15 protein-coding genes are annotated in these 21,062 nt (G+C 60.5%); 5 read left to right on the top strand and 10 right to left on the bottom strand.

Features of this window, described 5'->3' with window-relative positions; all coding sequences use genetic code 11:
- Positions 1 to 4: 4 nt before the first annotated feature.
- The 10 genes from ftsA to hisS all read right to left on the bottom strand — a co-directional run bounded on the left by ftsA (position 5) and on the right by hisS (position 14,836).
- Entirely contained in the window at positions 5 to 1,222 is a 1,218-nt protein-coding gene (ftsA, locus tag ACILSL_RS05045) for a cell division protein FtsA (RefSeq protein ID WP_395730912.1), read from the bottom strand.
- Between the two features lie 5 nt (positions 1,223 to 1,227).
- Positions 1,228 to 2,184 (bottom strand): cell division protein FtsQ/DivIB, encoded by a 957-nt coding sequence (locus ACILSL_RS05050; RefSeq protein WP_395730913.1) that lies wholly within the window; start codon positions 2,182 to 2,184, stop codon positions 1,228 to 1,230.
- Positions 2,185 to 2,379: 195 nt separating this feature from the next.
- On the bottom strand, positions 2,380 to 3,366 hold the full coding sequence (locus ACILSL_RS05055; RefSeq protein WP_395730914.1) for a DUF1080 domain-containing protein: 987 nt from the start codon (positions 3,364 to 3,366) through the stop codon (positions 2,380 to 2,382).
- 49 nt (positions 3,367 to 3,415) lie between these two features.
- Entirely contained in the window at positions 3,416 to 4,171 is a 756-nt protein-coding gene (locus ACILSL_RS05060) for a metallophosphoesterase (protein WP_395730915.1), read from the bottom strand.
- Between the two features lie 43 nt (positions 4,172 to 4,214).
- Positions 4,215 to 5,606: an NAD(P)(+) transhydrogenase (Re/Si-specific) subunit beta gene (locus tag ACILSL_RS05065; protein ID WP_395730916.1), complete on the bottom strand. Its 1,392-nt coding sequence runs from the start codon at positions 5,604 to 5,606 to the stop codon at positions 4,215 to 4,217.
- Positions 5,607 to 5,619: 13 nt separating this feature from the next.
- Positions 5,620 to 5,901 carry an NAD(P) transhydrogenase subunit alpha gene (locus ACILSL_RS05070; RefSeq protein ID WP_395730917.1) on the bottom strand — a complete coding sequence of 94 codons (282 nt, stop codon included), beginning with the start codon at positions 5,899 to 5,901 and terminating at the stop codon, positions 5,620 to 5,622.
- A gap of 6 nt (positions 5,902 to 5,907) precedes the next feature.
- Positions 5,908 to 7,038: a Re/Si-specific NAD(P)(+) transhydrogenase subunit alpha gene (locus ACILSL_RS05075; RefSeq protein ID WP_395730944.1), complete on the bottom strand. Its 1,131-nt coding sequence runs from the start codon at positions 7,036 to 7,038 to the stop codon at positions 5,908 to 5,910.
- 118 nt (positions 7,039 to 7,156) lie between these two features.
- Positions 7,157 to 8,500 (bottom strand): DUF1501 domain-containing protein, encoded by a 1,344-nt coding sequence (locus ACILSL_RS05080; protein ID WP_395730918.1) that lies wholly within the window; start codon positions 8,498 to 8,500, stop codon positions 7,157 to 7,159.
- A 114-nt stretch (positions 8,501 to 8,614) separates the two neighbouring features.
- Positions 8,615 to 13,498, bottom strand: a complete 4,884-nt coding sequence (locus tag ACILSL_RS05085; RefSeq protein ID WP_395730919.1) for a neutral/alkaline non-lysosomal ceramidase N-terminal domain-containing protein — start codon at positions 13,496 to 13,498, stop codon at positions 8,615 to 8,617.
- 48 nt (positions 13,499 to 13,546) lie between these two features.
- Positions 13,547 to 14,836, bottom strand: a complete 1,290-nt coding sequence (gene hisS, locus ACILSL_RS05090) for a histidine--tRNA ligase (RefSeq protein ID WP_395730920.1) — start codon at positions 14,834 to 14,836, stop codon at positions 13,547 to 13,549.
- A 78-nt stretch (positions 14,837 to 14,914) separates the two neighbouring features.
- Here hisS and recF point away from each other — a divergent pair, with 78 nt between their 5' ends.
- The 5 genes from recF to mrdA all read left to right on the top strand — a co-directional run bounded on the left by recF (position 14,915) and on the right by mrdA (position 21,060).
- On the top strand, positions 14,915 to 15,985 hold the full coding sequence (gene recF / locus ACILSL_RS05095; protein WP_395730921.1) for a DNA replication/repair protein RecF: 1,071 nt from the start codon (positions 14,915 to 14,917) through the stop codon (positions 15,983 to 15,985).
- Between the two features lie 215 nt (positions 15,986 to 16,200).
- Complete coding sequence (locus ACILSL_RS05100; RefSeq protein WP_377169129.1) at positions 16,201 to 17,232, top strand: rod shape-determining protein; 1,032 nt, start codon at positions 16,201 to 16,203, stop codon at positions 17,230 to 17,232.
- 80 nt (positions 17,233 to 17,312) lie between these two features.
- Positions 17,313 to 18,164, top strand: coding sequence for a rod shape-determining protein MreC (gene mreC, locus ACILSL_RS05105; RefSeq protein WP_395730922.1), 852 nt, complete (start codon positions 17,313 to 17,315; stop codon positions 18,162 to 18,164).
- 6 nt (positions 18,165 to 18,170) lie between these two features.
- Positions 18,171 to 18,785: a hypothetical protein gene (locus tag ACILSL_RS05110; protein ID WP_395730923.1), complete on the top strand. Its 615-nt coding sequence runs from the start codon at positions 18,171 to 18,173 to the stop codon at positions 18,783 to 18,785.
- The gene (mrdA, locus tag ACILSL_RS05115; RefSeq protein WP_395730924.1) at positions 18,775 to 21,060 is read left to right on the top strand and encodes a penicillin-binding protein 2; all 2,286 of its coding nucleotides are present in this window, start codon (positions 18,775 to 18,777) and stop codon (positions 21,058 to 21,060) included. Before ACILSL_RS05110 ends, mrdA begins: the two co-directional genes overlap by 11 nt.
- Positions 21,061 to 21,062: the final 2 nt, after the last annotated feature.

Genomic DNA, 21,062 nt, shown 5'->3' on the forward strand with positions numbered 1-21,062 from the left:
TAAATTAAAGTGTGACGGATGAGAGGAGTTCCTGCATGCGTCGGCCAAGGCGTTTCAGGGGGGAGAGAAAGGGCTTCTCGCTGTCCAGTATCTGCGCATAACGAATGAGGCCGATCGGAGCGGAGTATTGCGGATTCTCGAAAGTGGCGGTGATGCCGCTGACGGGAGCCGAACCTGCGCGCGTAACTTTGATCCCAAACACTTCACGGGCCACCACGTCAACGCCTTTCATCATGCTGACGCCCCCGGTGAGGTAAATGCCCGCGCCGAGACGGCCCAGATGATCCTCCACCCGCACCTTCACTTGGATAAGTATTTCTTTAGTGCGGAGGTTCATGACCTCGTTCAGAAACGCCCGCTCGATCTCGCCGAGGATCAGGCCGGTGTCGTCCTCGATGCTGAGCATTTCTCCCTCCGGCACATCGTCATAGAGCACGCTGCCCTCCTCCACCTTGAGGCGTTCGGCGCGGCCGTTCGGGATCTGCAGCGCCATCGAGACATCATTGGTGATGTGGTCGCCGCCGAGGGGGACGCAGCCGGAGGCGGTGATCATGCCGTCTTCATACAAGACGTAGTCACAAGTGCCGGCACCGAAGTCGATCATGAGCGCACCCTGCATTTTCGCCTCACGTGTCAGCACGACCTGCGCCGCTGCGACGGGATTGAAAACCACGTCCTCCACTTCGAGCGGGATTTCGCGCACACAGCGGATCGCATTCTGCACGCGGCCACGCACGCCATGGATGATGTGGTAGTCCGCCTCCAGCACACGGCCTTCACGCCCGATCGGCTGGCGCACGGCCTCCTGGCCATCCACGATGTACTGGCGCGTGACGCTGTGCAGAAAGACATTGGACTGCGGAATGGACACGCTGCGGGCGATTTCCTTCGCCTCCTCCACGTCGTCCTCGCTGATTTCCGTCTGATCGTCCGGGAGGCGGTGACGGCCGCGATTGTTCAAGCTCTCGATGTGCGCCCCGGTGACGCCGAGGAAGACATTGCGGATCATCACATCGCTGCGGTCCTCTGCACGCACGAGGGCATCGTTCACGCAGGTCTGGACCTTTTCGAAATCGACGATCTCGCCTTTGCGCACGCCCCGGGAGGGGGCCTGGCCGACGCCGAGAATCTTGATGGCTCCATCGCGCTTGGCTTCACCCACGACGACACAGATCTTGTGTGTTCCGATTTCAAGACCTGCGTAAATGGTGCTTTTGGCCATGAGTTTCAGCGTGCGGGTGGGGTGGAGGCGGTGTCCGCCAGATTCAGCCCGGTGACATCCGGCGTTTCATGAAAGGTGGCGGGGGTGTTGATGCTGGCAATCAGGTTCAGCGTGGCGACGCGCCATTTGCGCGCGCGTGCCTCGTGCATGACGCGGTCAAAGCGCGCCAGCTGGGGGTCCATGTCATCCACTCCGAAGGTGATTTTGGTATCGCCGTTGAAGTGGGCGACGAGCGACCATGGATTCGGGATCTCGATCATTTCCAGAGCAGGGTGGTCATCCTGCTGGCGCTTTTGCAGCTTCTCCATGAGACGAAGCGCCGCGTGAACCTGCATCTCTGGCAAGGGTTTGCCGGGGGTGGCGTCACTGAGTGCCGGGTATTGGATGCGGGGCATCGCGAGATACTCCCGGGTGACGACATGGCATGGCACCAGCGCGCCTTCCGCATCAATCAGACAGCCTTTGCCGGTCAGGGGGCCCAGAAGCTTGTGCTTGGGGCATTCCATCCAGGCCACTGGCAGGCGCTGCACGACATCCAGCGTGAGCTTGCCGTGGTAGTCACGATGGATCACCGCCGACTTCACCTGGGGCAGGCGTTCGATCTTCGCGCGCACTTCGCGCAGGTTCATGGTGAGCAGGTTGGTGGCTTCGGTGAGGCCGGTGGCGGCGACGAGTTGCTGCCGCGTCAGGGTGCCCTCCGTGTTCACCTCCACGGTCTTCAGCATAAACTGCGAATTCTTTTCCAGCGCCTCGTGCCATGTCACCCAGCCGATGCCGACCACGATCATCGCCGTGATCAGCCACATCGCCGTGCGGAAGCCCCGACGGCGGCGCTCCACCGCCTCATGCTCGCGAATGACCGGAGATTCCGGCTGATAGTCGATGACGTGGGTGGCCGCGCCCTTACGCTTGCGGGAAGGGCGCTTGGCTGATTTTTTCGAGCCATTCTTGGCAGGAGGCATGAGCGGGCGTACAAAAAGGCCAGTTCCGAACACAGGCGGAATTGGTAGTTAATAGGCCTTAAATAATAGATTCCCAGTCCGATTGCCATAATTATTCGCGAAAAAATACGACCCCTGTATTCACATGGGTCTGCGTTATTCACAATTATGCGGCGCAATTGCTCTCCTAGCTTGTGGGTAAAAGCGATGCTGGCGTTACTTTTTCACCACCCAGATATGGCGGTAGCGGACCGGGTTGCCATGGTTCTGAAGGTAAAGCGGTCCCGGCGTCGGGGCTTCTTGGTTGGGCGCTGAGGTCGTCGCACCGGGCAGTTCCTGATTCTCGTGAATCACCACGCCGTTGTGTTTGACGGTGATCTTTGCATTCGCGGACTTCTGGCCGCCTGCATCATATTTGGCAGCGGTGAAATCCACATCATAGGTCTGCCAGGTCAGCGGAGGCAGACACATGTTCAGCTTCGGCGCAGCGATCTTGTACAACCCGCCGCACTCGTTGTCCTTCCCTTCGAGGGCGAAGCTGTCGAGCATCTGCACCTCGTAGCGGCCTTGAAGGTAGAGGCCGCTGTTTCCCCGGCCCTGACCCCGCGCATCTGGCATGTAGGGCAGGAGGAACTCCACATGGAGGCTGCAGTCGCCAAAGGTGTCTTCGCTGGTGATGCCCTCCATCAAAGCGCCGATTGTTTCATCCACACGCGAATTGGGGAAATGGTTAACCCCCTTGCCATCAAACAGCACCATCGCATTCTCCGGCGGCTGGGCGCCCAGGGTGGGGGATTCGCGGTTGGTGCGGTTAAGCTCCATGATTTTCAGTCCGTCAGCATTATTCACCAGGATGCTCGCGCCGTTCACCTCGGCCTTGATGGTTCCGTCTGGCGAAGTAAACGCAGCGGTTTTTTCGCCTGCCGCCCGCGTGCCGATGACTCGGGTGATCGTACTGCGGTCTCCATCCCAACCCGCGCCCGGCAGACCGCCGAGATGGCTCACCGCCTCAAACTTGCCGCCGCCCTGCGCCCAGATCTGCACGCCGTAGGTCTTGCCGTCGATTTCACCGACATACTCGCCTTGGATCGCAAAATCATCGTCCGTCTGTGCTGGGTCTATGAAAGCCTTCGGCTTCGGCGCGGCGGGCTGCTGGGCATGAACGACCGTAGCAAACAGGAGGGCGGTGAGGATGAGGCGCATGGTGGGAATGTGGTGTGCGAACTGATTTGTGCGAGTGCTAGGCGGGGCTTTAAGATGAAATCTCGACAATGAGATCGGGGATGAAGCCCTTGTTGGGAGCATCCGGATAGGCCCGAGGGTTCGCCAGAATGCGGGTCTCTCCAATCCGGTAGTCATTGTTGTGATGAATGTGGCCATGAATCCAGAGCTGGGGCTGAAACTCTTGAATCAAAGCGTCGAGATGGGAGGCGTAGGCACAGCTGATCGGTTCAGTGCGCCTGCGCTCAGGAAGTGACAAAAGGGAAGGGGCATGGTGGGTGACGACAACGGAAGTCCGTGGATCGCCGCTGCTGAGGAAGTCTCTCAGAGCTTGAACCGACGCCAGATGAGCCAGCCGTGTGTCACGAGGTGAGAGGCGTTTGTATCCGCGACTGGAATTGCGCGCCCTCTTGTAATCGTTCATCTCGACTGCGGCTGCAGCCGCCCCATCCATCCAATCACCCATGAGCGCCATGTCAGTCCAGAGTGTGCTGCCGAAGAATCGCACGCCGCCAATGGCCACGGATTCGTTCTCCAGAAAGTGAACATGGGTGCCGCGGGACTGCTCGCGCAGCTTGTCAAAAAGGCTGGGGTAATTCTCGCCGTAGAACTCGTGATTTCCGCAGATGTAGATGACTGGAATGTCCGTGATTTCCCGCAGAATCCATTTCAGCCCATTGGTCTTGGTGGAGACATCTCCTGCAAGCACCACGCAGTCACACTCCACCCTTGGTATTGGCACTTCGCCGAATTCCTGATGCAAATCACTGACCACATGAATGCGCATGCCCCCCTGTAACATGCGGAGATCCGTTTTCCAAGCGTGGCCGCTAGCCCGCCTTAATCAGCGTCACGAGTTCCTGCAGGGAGGCCTTGGCATCGCCGAAGAGCATGCGGCAGTTGTCGCGAAGGAAGAGGGCGTTTTCGATGCCGGCGAAGCCTTTGCCCATGCTGCGCTTCATGACGATCACAGTGCCGGCTTTCTCGGCTTCGATGATGGGCATGCCGTAGATGGGGCTGGATTTGTCCTCGTGAGCGGCGGGATTCACCACGTCGTTGGCACCGATGACGAGGCACACGTCCACGCGCTCCATCTCGGGGTTGATGGTCTCCATTTCAATGAGCTGATCGTAGGGCACGTCGGCCTCGGCCAGCAGCACGTTCATGTGGCCGGGCATGCGTCCGGCCACGGGGTGGATGGCAAAGCTGACCTCCACGCCCTTTTTGGCCAGTTCATCCGAAAGCTGCCGCACCTGATGCTGCGCCTGCGCGACGGCGAGCCCGTAGCCGGGCACGATGACCACCCGTCCGGCCATGCTGAGCAGCAGAGCGGCCTCATCCGCCTGCACGGATTTCACACTGCCCGTGGCTGCGGCTGCCGTGCTGGCGGTGGCATCCATCTTGCCAAAGGCGCTGAAGAGCACGTTCGTCACGGGACGGTTCATGGCCTGGCACATGGCCAGGGTCAGGAGGGTGCCGGAGGAGCCGACGAGCGTCCCGGCGATGATCATGGCGACATTGTCGATGGCGAACCCGTCCGCCGCGACGGCGAGGCCGGTGAAGGAGTTCAGCAGCGAAATGACCACCGGCATGTCTGCGCCGCCGATGGGCATGACCATCAGGACACCGAGGGCGAACGCGATCACCAGAAACAAGCCCATGAAGACCATGCTGTGCGAGCCCCCGGCCATCGCGAGCGCCAGCAGCAGGCTGACCACGAACAGACCGCCGTTCAGCCACTGCTGCGCGGGATAGGTCACCGGTTTGTCAAAATGGCCTTCCAGCTTGAAGAAGGCGATGATGCTGCCGGACAGCGACACGGCACCGATCATGGCCGCGCAGAGCATCGAAACCACCAGCTTCAGGCTCGAATCCGCCGTGAGATGGGCGAACTCAATCGCCGCCACCAGGGCCGCCGCACCGCCCCCGGCACCATTGAAGAGAGCCACCATCTGAGGCATGGCGGTCATTTTCACCTTGTAGGCGCCGGCAGCACCGATGACAAGGCCCAGCAGGATGCCGACGAAGATCAGCAGCCACTTCCAAATTGAGACGCCTGCACCGTGCGAGCCATGCAACTGCGGCAGCACCGCCAGTAGGGCGAGCACCATGCCCAGACCTGCGATGAGATTTCCCCGCCGTGCAGTCTTGGGAGAGGCCAGCAGTTTGATGCCGAGGATGAACAGAACAGAAGCGAGCAGAAAGGCAAAGGAGGTGATCATGGGGGCGGTTGATTCACTTCTTGCGTTTGAACATTTGCAGCATGCGGTCGGTGACCATGAAGCCGCCGAACACGTTGGCGGAACCCAGCACGACGGCGGCGAATCCGGCGGCGGATTGGATGAAGCCGTCGGCCTCAGCGAGTGCCAACATGCCGCCGAGCAGGATGATGCCGTGGATCGCATTGGTGCCGGACATCAGCGGTGTGTGCAGCATGGACGGCACCTTGGAAATGAGCTCGAAGCCGAGGAATACCGACAGCACAAAGATGACAAAGATGAGCATTTCCACGGTCATGGCAGGTCAGGTGGCGGCGGCGAGTTTTTCATTCATGATTCTCCCGCCGTGGGTGACGACGCAGTTTTTGAGAATGTCATCCTCCAGGTTCAGCTTCAGCGCCTGAGTCTCCTTGTCCCAGAACTCCGTCAGCAAGGCGGTGATGTTGGACGAGTACATCTGGCTTGCATGCACCGGCACCCGGCCCGGGAGGCTGGCGATGCCCACGATCTTCACGCCTTTGCGGTCGGTGGTTTCATCCGCCACCACGCCTTCGACGTTGCCGCCGCTCTCGACGGCGAGATCCACCACGACGCTGCCCGGCTTCATAGCATCCAGCATCTCGCTGGTGAGCAGCACCGGCGCACGGCGGCCAAACACCTGCGCCGTGGTGATGACGATGTCCGACTCCGCGCACACTCGCGCCATGCCTTCGCGCTGGAGCTTGAGCTGATCCTCTGTCAGCGCCTTGGCGTAACCGCCTTCCGTCTGCCCGGTCTCACCCACATCGATTTTCACAAACTTCGCGCCGAGTGATTTCACCTGCTCCTCAACGACGGGCCGCGTATCAAAGGCCTCCACTTTGGCGCCGAGACGTCTGGCCGTGGCAATGGCCTGCAGCCCCGCCACGCCGGCACCGATGATGAAAACCTTCACCGGCTTGATCGTGCCTGCGGGTGTCATCATCATGGGGAAAATCTTTCCGGACTGCCCTGCGGCCACGATCACGGCGGCGTAGCCTGCCAGACTCGCCTGGGATGACAGCACGTCCATTTTCTGCGCCCGCGTGCTGCGGGGCACCATCTCCATGCTGATGGCGCTCACGCTGCGTGCCGCCAGCGCACGGATTAATTCGGGAGATTGAAATGGATCGAGCAACGCGATGAGCACCGCACTTTCACGCAGGGCGCTCACTTCATCGAGCGTCGGCTTGCGCACCTGCAGGATGACATCCGCCGCAGCCAGCATCGCGGCGCGGTCTTTCCGCACTGCTGCGCCTGCTCTCGTGTAATCCATGTCACTGTGGCCGCAGGCAAGCCCCAAGCCGGACTCCACTTCGATCTTGGCCCCCAAGGCCGTCAGCTTGGCCACATGCTCGGGCACCAGAGCGGTACGCGTTTCTCCCGGATGGGTTTCTTTGGGAACAGCGACAGTCATCTGCATGCGAGGAAACGAACGATGAGTAAGACTGACATCTAGCCTTCATCATGTAAAGAATGAAAGGCGGGCGCGTGGATAGGCTCTGGCCCTAGCGAGCAGAGCTGAACGTTCAGGCTCAGATCAGCTCCCGCAAGGGCGCACCCTGGTCCACGATGAAGTTGGGCCTGCCCTGATGATCCGTGTAGATCGTGTCAAGCGGGACACCCATGTGGTGGTAGATGGTGGCGGCGAGATCGCCGGGAGTGACGGGGCGTTCATCAATCTGGCCGCCGTCTTTGTCGGAAGCTCCGATGACCTGGCCATGACGGAAGCCACCACCCGCGAGGGACATGGACATGACGTAGGGCCAGTGGTTGCGGCCATCCGTACTGCCCTGCGTGCCCAGTGTGGGCGTGCGGCCAAACTCACCCATGGTGATGACGAGGGTGTCGTCGAGCATGCCGCGCTCGGCGAGATCGCTGACAAGCGTGGTGATAACATGGTCAAACACGGGCAGCAGCGGGCGCAGGCCATTCCAGATGCCGCCGTAGGGCGGGATGTTGTCGCCGTGATTGTCCCAGGTGCCGGAGGCTCCGTGATTGCTGAGATCGATGGTGACGAAGGAGGAGCCGCGCTCCACGAGTCGGCGTGCGAGCAGCGCCTGTTTGGCCCAGTCATGCTCGCCGTAGCGGTCGCGCACTTTTTGCGGTTCCTTGCTCAGATCAAAAGCTTCCTGTGCCCGGCCACCGGCCACGATGTCGAAGGCGGTCTGCGAGAAGCTGTCCATGGCGCTCATCATGCCGCTGGCGTCGATCTCGGCCCGCAGGCCATCCATTTGTTTGCTCAGCGTCTGGCGTGCGTGCAGGCGGTCCATGCTGAGGCCGGAGGGAAGCTGGAAGAGCTTGGTGGCGCTGCTGCCATCGAAGGGATCATACTGCGTGCCGAGGTAGCCGCCCCAGGCCACGTGGGAGCGTGACTTCATGTTCAGCACGACATACGGCGGCATGGCCGGATGATTCGCTCCGCGATGCTTTGCCACGATGCTGCCGAACGAGGGGTAGTACTTCGCCTTTGGATTCGTGCGCGGCTCGTTGGCGAGGTTCGCGGTCTGCATGACCATGTTGGGCTCATGATTGCTGAAGCGGCAGTCCACCGAGCGGATGAGCGTGAACTTGTCCAGCATGGCGGCCTGTTTGGGCAGATACTCGCAGATGTGCGTGCCGGGCAGCTTGGTGGGGATCGTTTTGAAGGGGCCGCGGATCTCACGCGGGCGGTTTGGCTTGGGGTCCCAGGTGTCGATCTGTGAGGGGCCGCCGGTCATCCAGAGGAGGATCACCGCTTTGCGGCCCTTGGTGGCCTTGCCCTCCGCACGCAGCTTTGTGAGCGCAGGCAGGGTGAGCCCGCCCAGGCCTGCGAGGCTTGTTTTGAGCACTGAGCGCCGACTGTGGACGACCACGCCATCCCGCAGACGGGGATTCATGAAACCAAAGGCGTGCGATCCGCCGTGGCCGCTGCATGAATGATCGGGAGAGGACATCGAGGTGCAATACGCGCCAGAGGAGGGCTCTCTAGCCACATACTGCGAATCCGAAAATTACTTGGGCGTCTGCAGGTAGGCGATCAGATCTGCCAGCGACTGCGGCGTGAGAGCGGCTTCGAGGCCTTCCGGCATCAGGGACGTGCCGGTGCTCTGAAGTTTTTCGATCTCGCTGCGCAGCACCGACTTCGTCAGATTTCCCGCCATCTTCAGCGTGAGGCTCGCGCTCGTTTCCGTGGCGATCACGCCGTAGAGCTGCTCGCCGCTTTTGAGCGTGCAATGGTAGGCCATGAATCCGGGCTCGATGATCGCGCTCGGGTCGAGGATGGAGTTCATGAGCTTTTCCGCGTCATGCTGCACCACGCTGCGCAGATCCGGCCCCAGCTCGATGCCCACGCCGTCGAGTTTGTGACAGCTGATGCAAACCTGGGCGAAGGTGGTTTTGCCTTTGGCGGCATCGCCTGTCAGTTTCAGCGCGGGTTTGAACTTCTCGACTACGGCAGCGCGTGTGGCGCTTGTGGCATCCGCAAACACTGCCGCCGCCTGCTTCGCGATTTCCTTTTTGGGGTGCTTCGTCAGCCGCGCGCGCAGTGCCGCATCGCATGATTTTGCCTCCGGCCGCTTCAGCAGCGCCAGGGTCCAGGCATCGCTGGAGAGGAGGGTTTCGATGATCTGCACGCGCACCGCCGGTGTGCGCTCGTTCCAGCCTGCCAGCAGGAATTCCGGGCCGTCCTTGGGCTGTAGCTTCGCCACCAGACGCAGCACCTCGGGGTTCGCAGATTTCTTCCAGAGTTCCGGCAGCAGAGCCTTCACCATTTCGCGATGCTCACGGTCTGAGGCCAGCAATGCTACTGCCGCCATGGGCGGAGCTCCTTGGGCTGCTTTGACTTGCTCAGCAGCCGTGTGGAGCAGGTCGGCCATCTTCTTCAATCCTTGCTGCGCTTCCGCCGAGGAGACTTGCTGTGTGAAGGTGGACAGCGAGAGCCCTTTTTCATCAAGGACGGCGAGCCATTCGGATGCGTGGCTTTGCGCTCCCTCGTGGGACAGCAGCGAGGCGATCGCCGTTTCATTCTTCACCGCCAAAGCACATTGGAAGAGCATTCGAATCACGCCATTGTTTTCCGGCTCGCCGCCTTCGGGAAAACGCGCGCAAACACGATCCAAGTGCGGCATCACCGAACTCAGTGCCGCGCCTTGCAAAGGCGAACCGGCTGGAGCCGCATGCAACAGCTCCGCCAGCAGATCAGCGGCCCATTCGCCTTTCAATTCGCCGAGAGTGCAGGCCAGTTGTAGCTGCACTTTCGCGTCCTTGTCGTGCACGAGTTTTGCCAGGGCTGATTGGAGGGATGATGATTCGTTGTCTTTCCACTCTAGTTTCTCCGCCATCTGCAATGCCTGCTCACGGACATGTGGCGATTCATCTGCAAGCAGGTCCAAGCACGCAGCGGTGCTGAGCTTCTTCATGGTCAGCAGTGTCCACGCCGCTTGTGCCCGCGTTTGGGGCTGCTTGGATTTGAGGAGAGATTCGATGGCCGTCTTTTCACCGCTCCAAGCGAGCTGCATCTGTGCTTTGTCACGCTGCCAGCCGTTTGAAGAAACCAAGTCTTGTTTTGCGATTGTGCTTTGTGGTGATGCGGAAGCGCGGGTGATTTTCCAGATCCTGCCCTTGTCATCCCCTTCGCGGTAATGCGGCAGCAGCTCATCTTTGCCGTTCTGCGGCAGCCATTGCGGATGCTCGATCATGTAGCGGTACATGTCGGCGACCCACAGCGCGCCATCGGGTCCGGTGCGGACCATGACGGGGCGGCACCAGCGGTCTTCGCTGGCGAGGAAGTCCATCTTGGATTCGGCGGGATCTCGCGTGGCTTTGAAGGTGACGCCGTCGTCTTCGAGGATGTGATGCTGCACGACGTTGTGGAAGGGCTCGCAGGTGAAGGCGTGGGTTTTGCCGTCGGTGAAGAGCACGGCATCGCGATACACCTCGATGCCGCAGGCGCTGGTGAAGCGGCCTGCTTGGTCGAAGCTGTGGAAACGCTTCTCCATGCTGCTGGCGGGATACACCGCTGGATTGCGCGGGAACAGCTGATGGATCGGGTCCGGCGGAATGACGTGCGGATTCCGGCGCAGGTAGTGATCCTGCAGCACGTAGTGCCAAAGTGGGTAGCTGTTCTGCACGCCGAACCAGTGGCCCCAGTCATCGTGGGCGCGACCGAACTGAGAGGGGCCGCTCTGTGGGTCAAAAGCGCCGGTGTCCGGCTTGAAGCGGAAGTCGCGGCTGCCGAGATCAATTTTTTCCCCGGTGAGCTTGGATTCGATCTGTGTGCCTTTGTTGTAGCCGCCGTGGTGCGCGCCTGCCGCGCAGTACACCCAGCCGTCCATGTCCCAGCGCAGGCCGTTCACGCGGAGCTGCTGATTGCCCGTGCTGAAGCCGGTGAAGAGCACCTGCTTTTCGCCGTTCGGCTTGATGAAGAAAATATCCGGAGCGGCGGTCACGATGACGCCATCGCGCCAGGTCAAGATGCCGGTGGGATAGCTCAGATCATTCACGATCACTGTGCGCTTGTCGTAGCGGCCATCCGCATTGCCGTCTTCGAGCATCACCACGCGGCCGCCGGCCTTGCCGTTGCCATCCATGCCGAGGGGATAATCCGCCATCTCAATGACCCACAGGCGGCCTTTTGAATCCCAGTCAAAGGCCACCGGGTCCAGCACCACGGGCTCAGCGGCGACGAGATCGATGCGGTAACCTTCGCGCACATGCCACTTCTTCGCTGATTCCTCAGGTGAGAGTGGTGGTGTGGCTGTCTGCAGCCTGGGAGGTGCAGGCGGTTTCATGCCACTGGCCTTGTAATGCGCGGCTGTTTCATCGGCAGTGAGCGCGTCGTTGTAGAAGGCCACTTCGTCGATCTTGCCTTCGAAGTTGAACAAGTTGTCGCTGCGTCCGCCGATGAACCATTGATCCTTGGGCGTGTGGGTGATCTCCAGATCCGTCTCAATCTCGGGTTTGCCATCGAGAAACACCTGAAGGTGTTTGCCGCTGCGGTTCAGCACCACATGATGCCACTGATTGAGCGCCAGCCTGGTTTTGCCGGAGATCAGGCCTTTCGCCTTGTTGCCATTGTAAACAAACAGGCAGTCAGGTGCGGCATCCGCATGCGTGCCGCCGATGCCGAGGTGATCTCCGGGGCAGTTTTTGTCTCCTTCAGGGCCACGGGAGAAGAGGTAGCCGGTGACTGCGCGTGCATTGGCCGGCAGCGCATTCCAGAACCAGAATTCCACGCTGTAGTCGGTGCCACTCATTTCAAAACCATCCACACGGCCGCCAGCAAAATGGGGGGCACGATTGATGTCCTTGCCTGAGAAGGCCTCGCCTTGCGGACCTTCCAGATAGAGGGCCACTCCGGGCTCGTATTGCGGCTCGGAGCCGCGCCAGTCATTGACAGGGTAAAGTTTGTCTCCGGAGATCTCATCCATGCGCCAGTAGGAGATGGGATTGGATGCAAACACGGCCTGCGGGTAGGCGCCGAGTGTGTGGGTGATTAGCTGGCGATTTTTGCCGGTGATCTCCTCCAGGGCATCAAGCAGAGTCTCGACCATCTTGGGTTCAGCCTGCACCTCCAGGCCAGCAGTGCGTGCCGGCCAAGTGGTGTAGCCGCCGAGGACGTGCTGCTCGGGAGGCGGTATATATCCTTCGGCCCCATTCGCCAGCTCAATATTGATCGATGCTGGCAGCGGGCTCTGCGCCTTGAGCTTGAGGCCGGTGATCGCATACACTTCATTTGGCAGCGTGGCGATGCTCAGGGCTCCGATGCGGATGGCCTGCAGCTTCACGCTGGTCTTCTGTCGCTCGTGCAGAATCAGTGCCTCGCGGGCATAGACTTCTTCTTTGTTTTTTGGAACGTCGTTTACGATCTTGGCTGCGATTGGGCGTGCCCAGGCGAGGCGTTTTTCGTCGGGGACGCGGTAGCTGAGCTCCAGCGTTTTCTCCACCATGTCGAGGGGAGCGTGATCGTGATATGTCACGGTCTTCAGGGCCTGCATGGCGCTGTCTGCGACAGCGCTGGCGTAGGCGTCGAGGGTGATGTTTTTCTTCTCCGCGCCGTAGTCCATCCACATCTGGTCACCGCTGGTGCCCTGGCTCATGGCGCAGACGAAGGTGCCGTTGCCTTCGCCCGGCTGGCCCAGCTTCTCGGCGAGGTGTTTGCAGAAGAGGCCATAGTAGTCGGAAGAGATAGGACCGCTGCCGAAGTAGTGCTGCGAGTAGTTGGCCAGCACGCCGAGTGGTTTGCCGTCCTTCGTTTGCAGCGAGATGACGGAGAGCTGGGGATCGACCGGACCGCTGGGGCCGACGACGTCTTTGCTGAGGTAACCGGGATGCATGTTCGCACGGCCCGTGGGCTGACCAAAGGGATCAACGACCTCCTTGCCGGGCAGTCGAATCCAGCGGCGGTTGTGCGTGTGCTCCCAGTCATCAAAGCTGCCCCAGCCGATGCGCGCGGGCTGCAGCGCCTTGTCCGCCTCCACGATGGCTTCGGCAATTTTTGGCGTGAGGAATTTGCCATACTCGGTGTCCTTGCGTGTGCCGAGGCAGCCCATGGCCGCGGGTGCGGAGTGCGTGTGCGTGGCGCTGACCATCATGCGGTCCACGGGAATGCCGCATTGTTTTGAAGCGAGCGCCTTGGCCTCATCAATGAGCGACTGCTCCATCATGCAGGTGTCCACGATGGCGAAGGCGATCTTCATCTTCCCGTCATCCAGCACAAAGCTGCGGACATGCAGCCGGTCCGCGATCTTATCGCCTCGTCCTTCGAGGAAGCCGCCCGCGATGATGCGTGGAAACGTCTTCGGAGTGATGTTGATGGCGGAGACGCCAGCGCGGAAGGCCGGTTGCGCCTGTGCGGTGATTGCAGCAAGGCCGAGAAGAAACAGGAGGGACTTCATGAGATTGGCTCAAACCAACGCTCATGAAGTTCAATTGCTTGCCTTCGATCAGGCGATCAACGGGCCAAGGGCAGGTTCGGCGAGCAGCTTCTGCACTTCTTCGACCAGACCTGCCACCGGCACCGCGCTTTGCGAACGGGCGAGAAGGTTTTTGATCACGACCTCGGGGTATTCAGCACCGAAGACAATGGCAAAGCGTGCTTTGCGATCTTCAGCGGCCTGAAACTGTTTGCCGACTTTTTGTGCGCCAAAGCTGTAGTCGATGCGGATGCCTGCGGCACGCAGGGACTGCACGGCGGCGAGCGCGTGTGGACGCTGGGCTTCATCAGCGACGACCACAAACGCATCGATGCTACTGGCGGCGAGATAGGCGCTGGTCAGCTTCATCTGCGCGCCGGGCGTGCGCTTCAGCAGAATGCCGAGCACGACATCACCCATGGCGAAGCCTGCGGCGGGCATGTCCACGCCGCCGTCGCTCATGAGCGCACACAGCTTGTCATAGGTGCCGCCGCCGGCCAGGGCGCGGAGACCGTGCTTGAGATCAAAGACTTCAAACACAACGCCGGTGTAGTAGGCGAGGCCACGGACGATGGTGGCGTCGATCTTGATGAACTGCCACAGGCCGCGCGCGGTGAGGTTTTCACGCAGCGCAGCGAAGGCCGGGTGATTCTCATCCGTGGAGGCCATGAAGGCGCGGACTTCGGCGGTGGTGAGCCCGATGAGCGCGAGCTTTTTCTCCGTCTCCTCCGGGCGTGCACGTTCGATCTTGTCGATGATGCTCAGGAAAGTCGTGGTGTGCTCCTCGGCGATGTTTTTGTCCGCGAGGAAGGTGCTCCAGATTTCGCGGTTGCTCAGGCGGATGATAAAATCATCCGCGCTGACGCCGAACTCGCGCACGACGTCGATGGCCAGTGCGATCAGCTCCGCAGAAGTCGCCGGCGAAGAGTCGCCGAGGATGTCCGCATTGAACTGGATGAACTCACGGCCGCGCCCTTCCTGAGGCTCTTCATAGCGGAAGCAGGGGCCGATTTGGAACCACTTGATGGGCTTTTTGAAATCACGCTGACGAGCGGTGGCCATGCGTGCGAGCGATGGCGTGACCTCAGGGCGCAGGGAGATTTCACGTTCGGCTTTGTCGAGAAAGCAGTAGAGCTGGTTGGTGATTTCATCGCCGCTTTTCTTGCGGTAGAGATCGGTGCTTTCGACGAGCGGGGCCTCATACTCCACGAAGCCATAGCGACGTGCGACAGAGCGCCAGGTTTCGGTGATGTAGTTTCGCAGTGCGCATTCTTCAGGGAAGAAGTCGCGAAAGCCTTTGACTGTGCGGAAGGAGGCCATAGAGGGGGCGGGATTCATCTTCATGTGCAACGTGAACGCAACCGGAAATGCGGCGTGGTGCAGAAGTGTTTTGCCTGCATGCTCTCCGACCTGTTTGTGCGCGATTTCCGCTGCTTCGCCGAGGCGAAGCTGGAGCTGCATCCCGATGTGACGCTGCTCGTAGGCAGGAATGCCCAGGGGAAAACCTCCCTCATCGAGGCCGCATGCGTGCTGCTGCGGCTGCAATCCCCCCGAACATCGAACCGCGCCGAGATGGTGCGCTTTGGTGCTGCCACATGTTTGGTGGAAGCCCACTGGCGTGGCAAACGGCTGCGCTATGCGCAGTCGGCCACGACGCGGCGGCTGGCGGTGGATGGCGCCACCTGCGGCAGATCAGCAGACTATCTGGCCGCCTCGGGCGTGGTGGTATGGATGGATCATCGCGACATGAATTTGCTGCGCGGGGGGGCGGAGCATCGGCGCAGGTTTCTCGACTTCGCTGCGAGCCAGATGTTTCCCGATTACCTGCATGCGCTGCGTGGTTATGAGCGCGCCCTGCGTGGCCGTAATCATGTGTTGAAACGGGATGCCAGCATCGCGTGGAAGCAGGCGGACGCCTTTGCGCGGGTGATGGACGGCTTTGCCCAAACACTCTGGCAGCGGCGTGCAGAACTGTGCGCCGCCCTGGGGCCGGAGGTGTCACTGGCGCATGCGAAGCTCAGTGATGGGGTGGAAAATGTGTGCATCACCTATCAGCGCACCAGTGATTCGGCGCTGGGCTTGTTTGAGGCATTGCAGACGATGCGGGATGAAGAATCTCGCACGCGTTCGACCGCATTCGGACCGCACCGTGATGATATTGGGATGCGCTTGAATGATCTGGACGCGACCACCTTTGCCTCCGAAGGCCAGCAGCGGTCGTTTGCACTGGCGCTGAAACTCGCCCAAGCGCAGGTGCTGGAGCACGCCTGCGGTGCTCCCCCTCTGATGCTGATGGATGACGTTTTCGGCGAACTGGATGCCCACCGCCGTCGGGCCCTGCTGTCCTGCCTGCCAGCGGGAACGCAGAAGATCATTACGACGACGAATTTGGACTGGGCGGACGCCGACCACCTCGCGGGGCGGGTTTTTGGCGTCGAACAGGCCAAATTCAGCCGCATCCGGGGCTGACAAGGATGGCTTTTGGCCCCAAATGGCCTGAATTTACCAATTCCGAGCTTCTAAGAAACATCCCTTGACGCATTTTCAGGCGGTTTTAGCTTTAAGATGGGTTAGATTGCCCTTGCGCGCGTGGCTTTTCGTGATTCTCAAAACAGTTGGAATTCTCCGTCGCGCATCTGGATTCTGACGCCTGCACGCTTCAACACCTTTCCCATTTATTCTCAATGTTCGGCAAACTTTTTGGCTTCGTCGCCCAAGACATCGGCATCGATCTCGGCACGGCAAACACTCTCGTCTATGTAAAAGATCACGGCATCGTCCTCAGAGAACCTTCGGTAGTGGCGGTTAAAACCGGCACCAACGAAGTCGTCGCTGTGGGTGACGACGCCAAGCGCATGCTGGGGCGTACGCCCGGCGGCATCACGGCCATCCGCCCGTTGAAGGACGGCGTGATTGCCGACTTCCGCGTGACGGAGGCCATGCTGCGCCACTTCATCAAAAAAGTCCAGGGCGGCGGGCGCAAGATGCGCGGGCCGCGTGTTGTCATCGCCGTGCCCTCCGGCATCACGGAAGTGGAAAAGCGTGCGGTGAAGGAAAGCGCCGAGCAGGCTGGCGCGCGTGAAGTTTATCTGATCGAAGAGCCCATGGCTGCGGCCATCGGTGTGGGTCTGCCGGTGCAGGAAGCTGCGGGCAACATGATCGTCGACATTGGCGGCGGCACCACGGAAGTGGCGATCATCTCGCTCTCCGGCATCGTTTACAGCCGCAGCGTGCGCGTGGCTGGCGATGAACTCGACGAGGCGATCATCAATTACATGAAGCGGGCCTACAATCTCATGATTGGCGAGCGCACTGCGGAAGAAATCAAGCTGCGCATCGGCTCCGCCTTCCCGCTGGGCAAGGAAACGACCATGGAAGTCAAAGGGCGCGACATGGTGGCCGGCCTGCCGAAGACCATCACCATCACGAGCCAGGAAGTACGCGAAGCCATGCTGGAGCCGCTCAATGCGATCATCGACGCGGTGCGCACCACATTGGAACGCTGCCCGCCGGAACTCTCCGCCGACCTGGTGGATCGTGGCATCATGCTTGCCGGTGGCGGTGCGCTGCTGCGCGGCCTCGACAAATTGCTGCAGGAAGAGACAGCGCTCCCGGTGCATGTGGCGGAGGATCCGCTCAGCGCCGTCGGCGAAGGCACCGGACGAGTGCTCAGTGAGCTGGAATTCCTGCGCAAAGTGAGCACGACCGAAGTCTGATGACCATTTCGTGCTGCACTGCGTCCGCTTGAAAGCATCCGCCGAAGAGCACCGCACCCAGCCCGGAGGAAAGGCCAATCATGAAAAAGCTCAACATCCTCGCGCTTCTGATCTTCGTGGCAGGGCTGGTTGCCGTGTTCACCTTTGACACCGCGACCACCCGGCAGATCCAGTCTCGTGTCCTGAGTCTGCTGTCTCCTTTCATCCACAGCAGTGCGGCGATGGAGCAGGCGGCGGAGTCTGCCGTGGCCCCGCAGATCAATCCGGTCGAAATGAAGCGGGAAAACGATGAGCAGCGCGTCCAGCTGGAGCGGCTGCGCATCATTCAGCAGAAGTACAATCAGATCATCGAGGAGAACGCCAAGCTGCGCCAGCTCATCGAGTTCAAGCAGTCGGCCCCTTTTAAAATGACGGCCGCCAAGGTGATCCGCCGCAGTTCCACCACCTGGTGGAACAGTTTGATCATCGACAAAGGTTCACTCGATGGCATCGGCACAGACAGTCCGGTGATCACATCCGTGGGCCTGGTGGGGAAGACTTCCACGCTGGCCCCGCACATGGCCAAGGTGATTTTGCTGACGGATGAGATGTGCCGTGTGTCGGCCAAGATCGAAGGGACGCTGGAGCAGGGCATTCTCGGCGGCGAACGTGCCGCCCTGGAAGTGCGCCCTGAGCTGCATCTGCGTTTCCTCCACCGCAACTCAAACATCAATGCCGGTGCAGGGGTTTATTCGTCAGGTGAAGGCGGGGTGTTTCCTGCGGATCTGCTGCTGGGCCGTGTGAAGCGTTTTGAAAACCGTGAAATTTCCGGAGAGGCCGTCATCGAACCCGCCGTTGATTTCTCCACCTTGGATTATGTCTTTGTGATTGAAATGCAGGTGGCCGAGCCCACACCGGAACCTGCAGCGACACCGGCACGCGCCAAGCCCTGAGCCGCCATGTTGTTCCACCCGATCTCCATCATTCTGCTGCTGCTCACCTTCATGGTGCAGGAGTTCATTCCCGGGCTGGAGATCGCCCAGTTTGCCACGCTGTTTCTGCCGGCGGTGTTTTTCTTCAGTGCTTCCGTGGCCGCACCTTTTTCGATGATGCTGCTGCTGGCTTTCATCACCGGTTTTCTCTGGGATGCCCGCCATCTGCCGGGAGTCCTGGAAAGCCTGTCAGGTGCGGAGGATGTGTTTGGCACCGGTGCGGACGTTGAACTGGGGGCTGGCAGCCACCCGCTGCCATTTGGCCTCTCCATCGTCCTGTTTGGCATGCTCGGCACCTTGCTTCAGGGCATCCGTCCGTTGTTCAAACGGGGCCGTCTTGAGCTCCCTGTGCTGATGGTCGGCCTGGCGGTGTTTGTGTGGCTGATTTCGCAGTATCTCATCATCACGTTCCTGCGTGGCTCCCTGCAGTTTCCGGCGGGCGTGTGGACGAAGATGATCACGGACTCCCTGCTTGCCATGCTTGCCGCGCCGCTCATCTTTTTGCTGCTCTATTCGCTCGCCCGTCTGTCGAGTTATGAAATTAAATACGAAGGCCTGAGGTATCGTTTCGATGGTCGTTAAATATCGCTTCCGCCTCTATCTGTTCTCCCTCGCCATGATGTGCGGGTTTGGACTGCTTGTGTTCAGGCTGTGGTCGCTGCAGATTGACCGCCGGGAGGAGTTTGCCAAGATGATCCCCGGGGCGAAAAAGGAACGCGCGCGTATTCCCGGTCCGCGCGGGGAGATCAAGGACCGCAACGGCGTCGTGCTTGCCACCAACAAGGCCAGCTTTGAGGTTCGCATCAATCTCGCGGAGGTCGTCACTGATTACAAGCGCCTCGCCAAGATCAAGAAGACAGCCGTGCCGGAGATCACCTTTGAAATCTCTGAAAGGGGCATCAAGAGGATGAAGCCCGAACTCGATATTTACAAGATTTTCGAGGAGACAATCACCGCCCGCATGATCGAGATGGGGGTTCACAAGGACTACTCGGTGGATTCCCTGCGTGTGCATTACCGCAGCTTTGGTGGTGCGGTGCCATGGGTGTACCGCGATGATCTGACCTTCGCTGAGTTCAGCCGGATCGCCGAACACAACCTGGGGCTGCCGGGTGTCACCGTCGCTGAGCGTGCCTCGCGCGTGTATCCGCTGAAGTCAGTCGCCTGCCACATCCTCGGCTACGTGCGCCTGCCAGACGACCAGCGCGCCTCGGCCGAAGACCGCAAGGGCTGGGACTATTACGTGCCGGATGACTTCGGCGGTGCCGGCGTGGAGAAAAGCTTCGACAACTACCTGCGCGGCAAGCCCGGTGTGCGCGTCATGCAGCGTGACCAGCGCGGCCGACCCGTCGGTGAAGTGGATGAAGAATATGTGGAGCCTCGCAAGGGCAACGATGTCTATCTGACGCTTGATGCACGCATGCAGATCATTGCCGACAAGGCTCTGCGTGACGCCAAGATCGGCCGGGGTGCCGTGGCCGTGATCGAGCCAAGCTCCGGGGAGGTGCTGGCGATGGTTTCCGTTCCCTCGTTCGATCCCAACCAGTTCATTCCCAGCATCCAGCAGTCCGACTGGGATGCGCTGCTGGAAAACAAAACCGTACCGTTGCTGAACCGTGCGGTGAAAGGCCATGTGCCGGGCTCCACCTTCAAAATTCCGATCTCGTTTGCCGGCTGTCTGGCCCGCATCAACCTGAACCATTTCAACTGCAGCGGCAGCGTCACCTATGGCACCAAGGCGATGCAGTGCTGGATTCAGCGCCAGAGCGGCGGCTCGCATGGCACCCTGGGTCTCAGCGACGCCATCAAATATTCCTGCAACTGCTTCTTCTACCGCTATGGCAATGCGGCGGGCATCGGCAACATCACCAAAGTGGGCAAAATCCTCGGCCTGGGCACCAAGACCGGCATTGAACTCGAAGACGAAAGCCCCGGCATTCTTCCCAACCCAGACTGGCTGCGCGCGAATCACCCTGCGGAGCGCTGGAGTGACGGCTTCACCGCCAACACCTCCATCGGGCAGGGGTTTGTGCTCGCCTCCCCCCTGCAAATGGCCTCGGTCAGCGCCACGGTCGCCAATGGTGGCAAGGCATGGAGTCCGCATCTGCTGAAACGGGTCATGGATCATGACCAGGCCGTGCTGGAAAATCCCCCCAGTCTCCGCGGCGATCTTTCGGCCAGCGTGAAACCCGAGGAGATCGAAGTCATTCGCAGAGGCATGTGGAAGGTCGTCAATGATCCCTCCGGCACGGGCAAAGGAGCCCGCATCACCGGCGTGGAGGTCGCAGGCAAGACCGGCACGGCCCAGAACTGGCGCCTCGACGAGAAGCGCGTCAAGCATGACGACAATCATACTTGGTTCATCTGTTTCGCGCCCTACAAGGATCCTAAATTCGCCGTGGCTGTGCTCGTGCAAAACGGCAAATCCGGCGGTGGCTGTGCTGCGCCGGTGGCGCGCCGGGTGCTTGAGCAATGTCTGGCTTTGGACAATCCGAAGTACATCGTGGATGTCACCCCGATGGAGCCTGCGGAAGGTCATTTCAATCATATAGCATCCGTCCAATATGCTGACGCTGCGGTGCCCGAGGGCCTCGGCGCGGATGAGGATGGTGACGTGGGCACGGGTGTGTCCGCGCCAGAACCGGCTGATGCTGACGCGCCGCGTGTGAATACGACGCCCAACATCAAACGGAAGGCCGATTCAGCGGGATCGGCGGGAAGAAACTCCGGACAGAATGTGCCCAAGGCCGTGCCAGTGCGCAGGGTCGGTATTTTCAACCGGGGAGGTTCCCAGGAGAACAAACCATCCGATTCCGCTCCCAGCGGAGGCGGATTTTTCCGCAGGATCTTCCGCTGAAG

The organism is Prosthecobacter sp. (assembly GCF_044222345.1).
Lineage (GTDB): Bacteria > Verrucomicrobiota > Verrucomicrobiia > Verrucomicrobiales > Verrucomicrobiaceae > Prosthecobacter.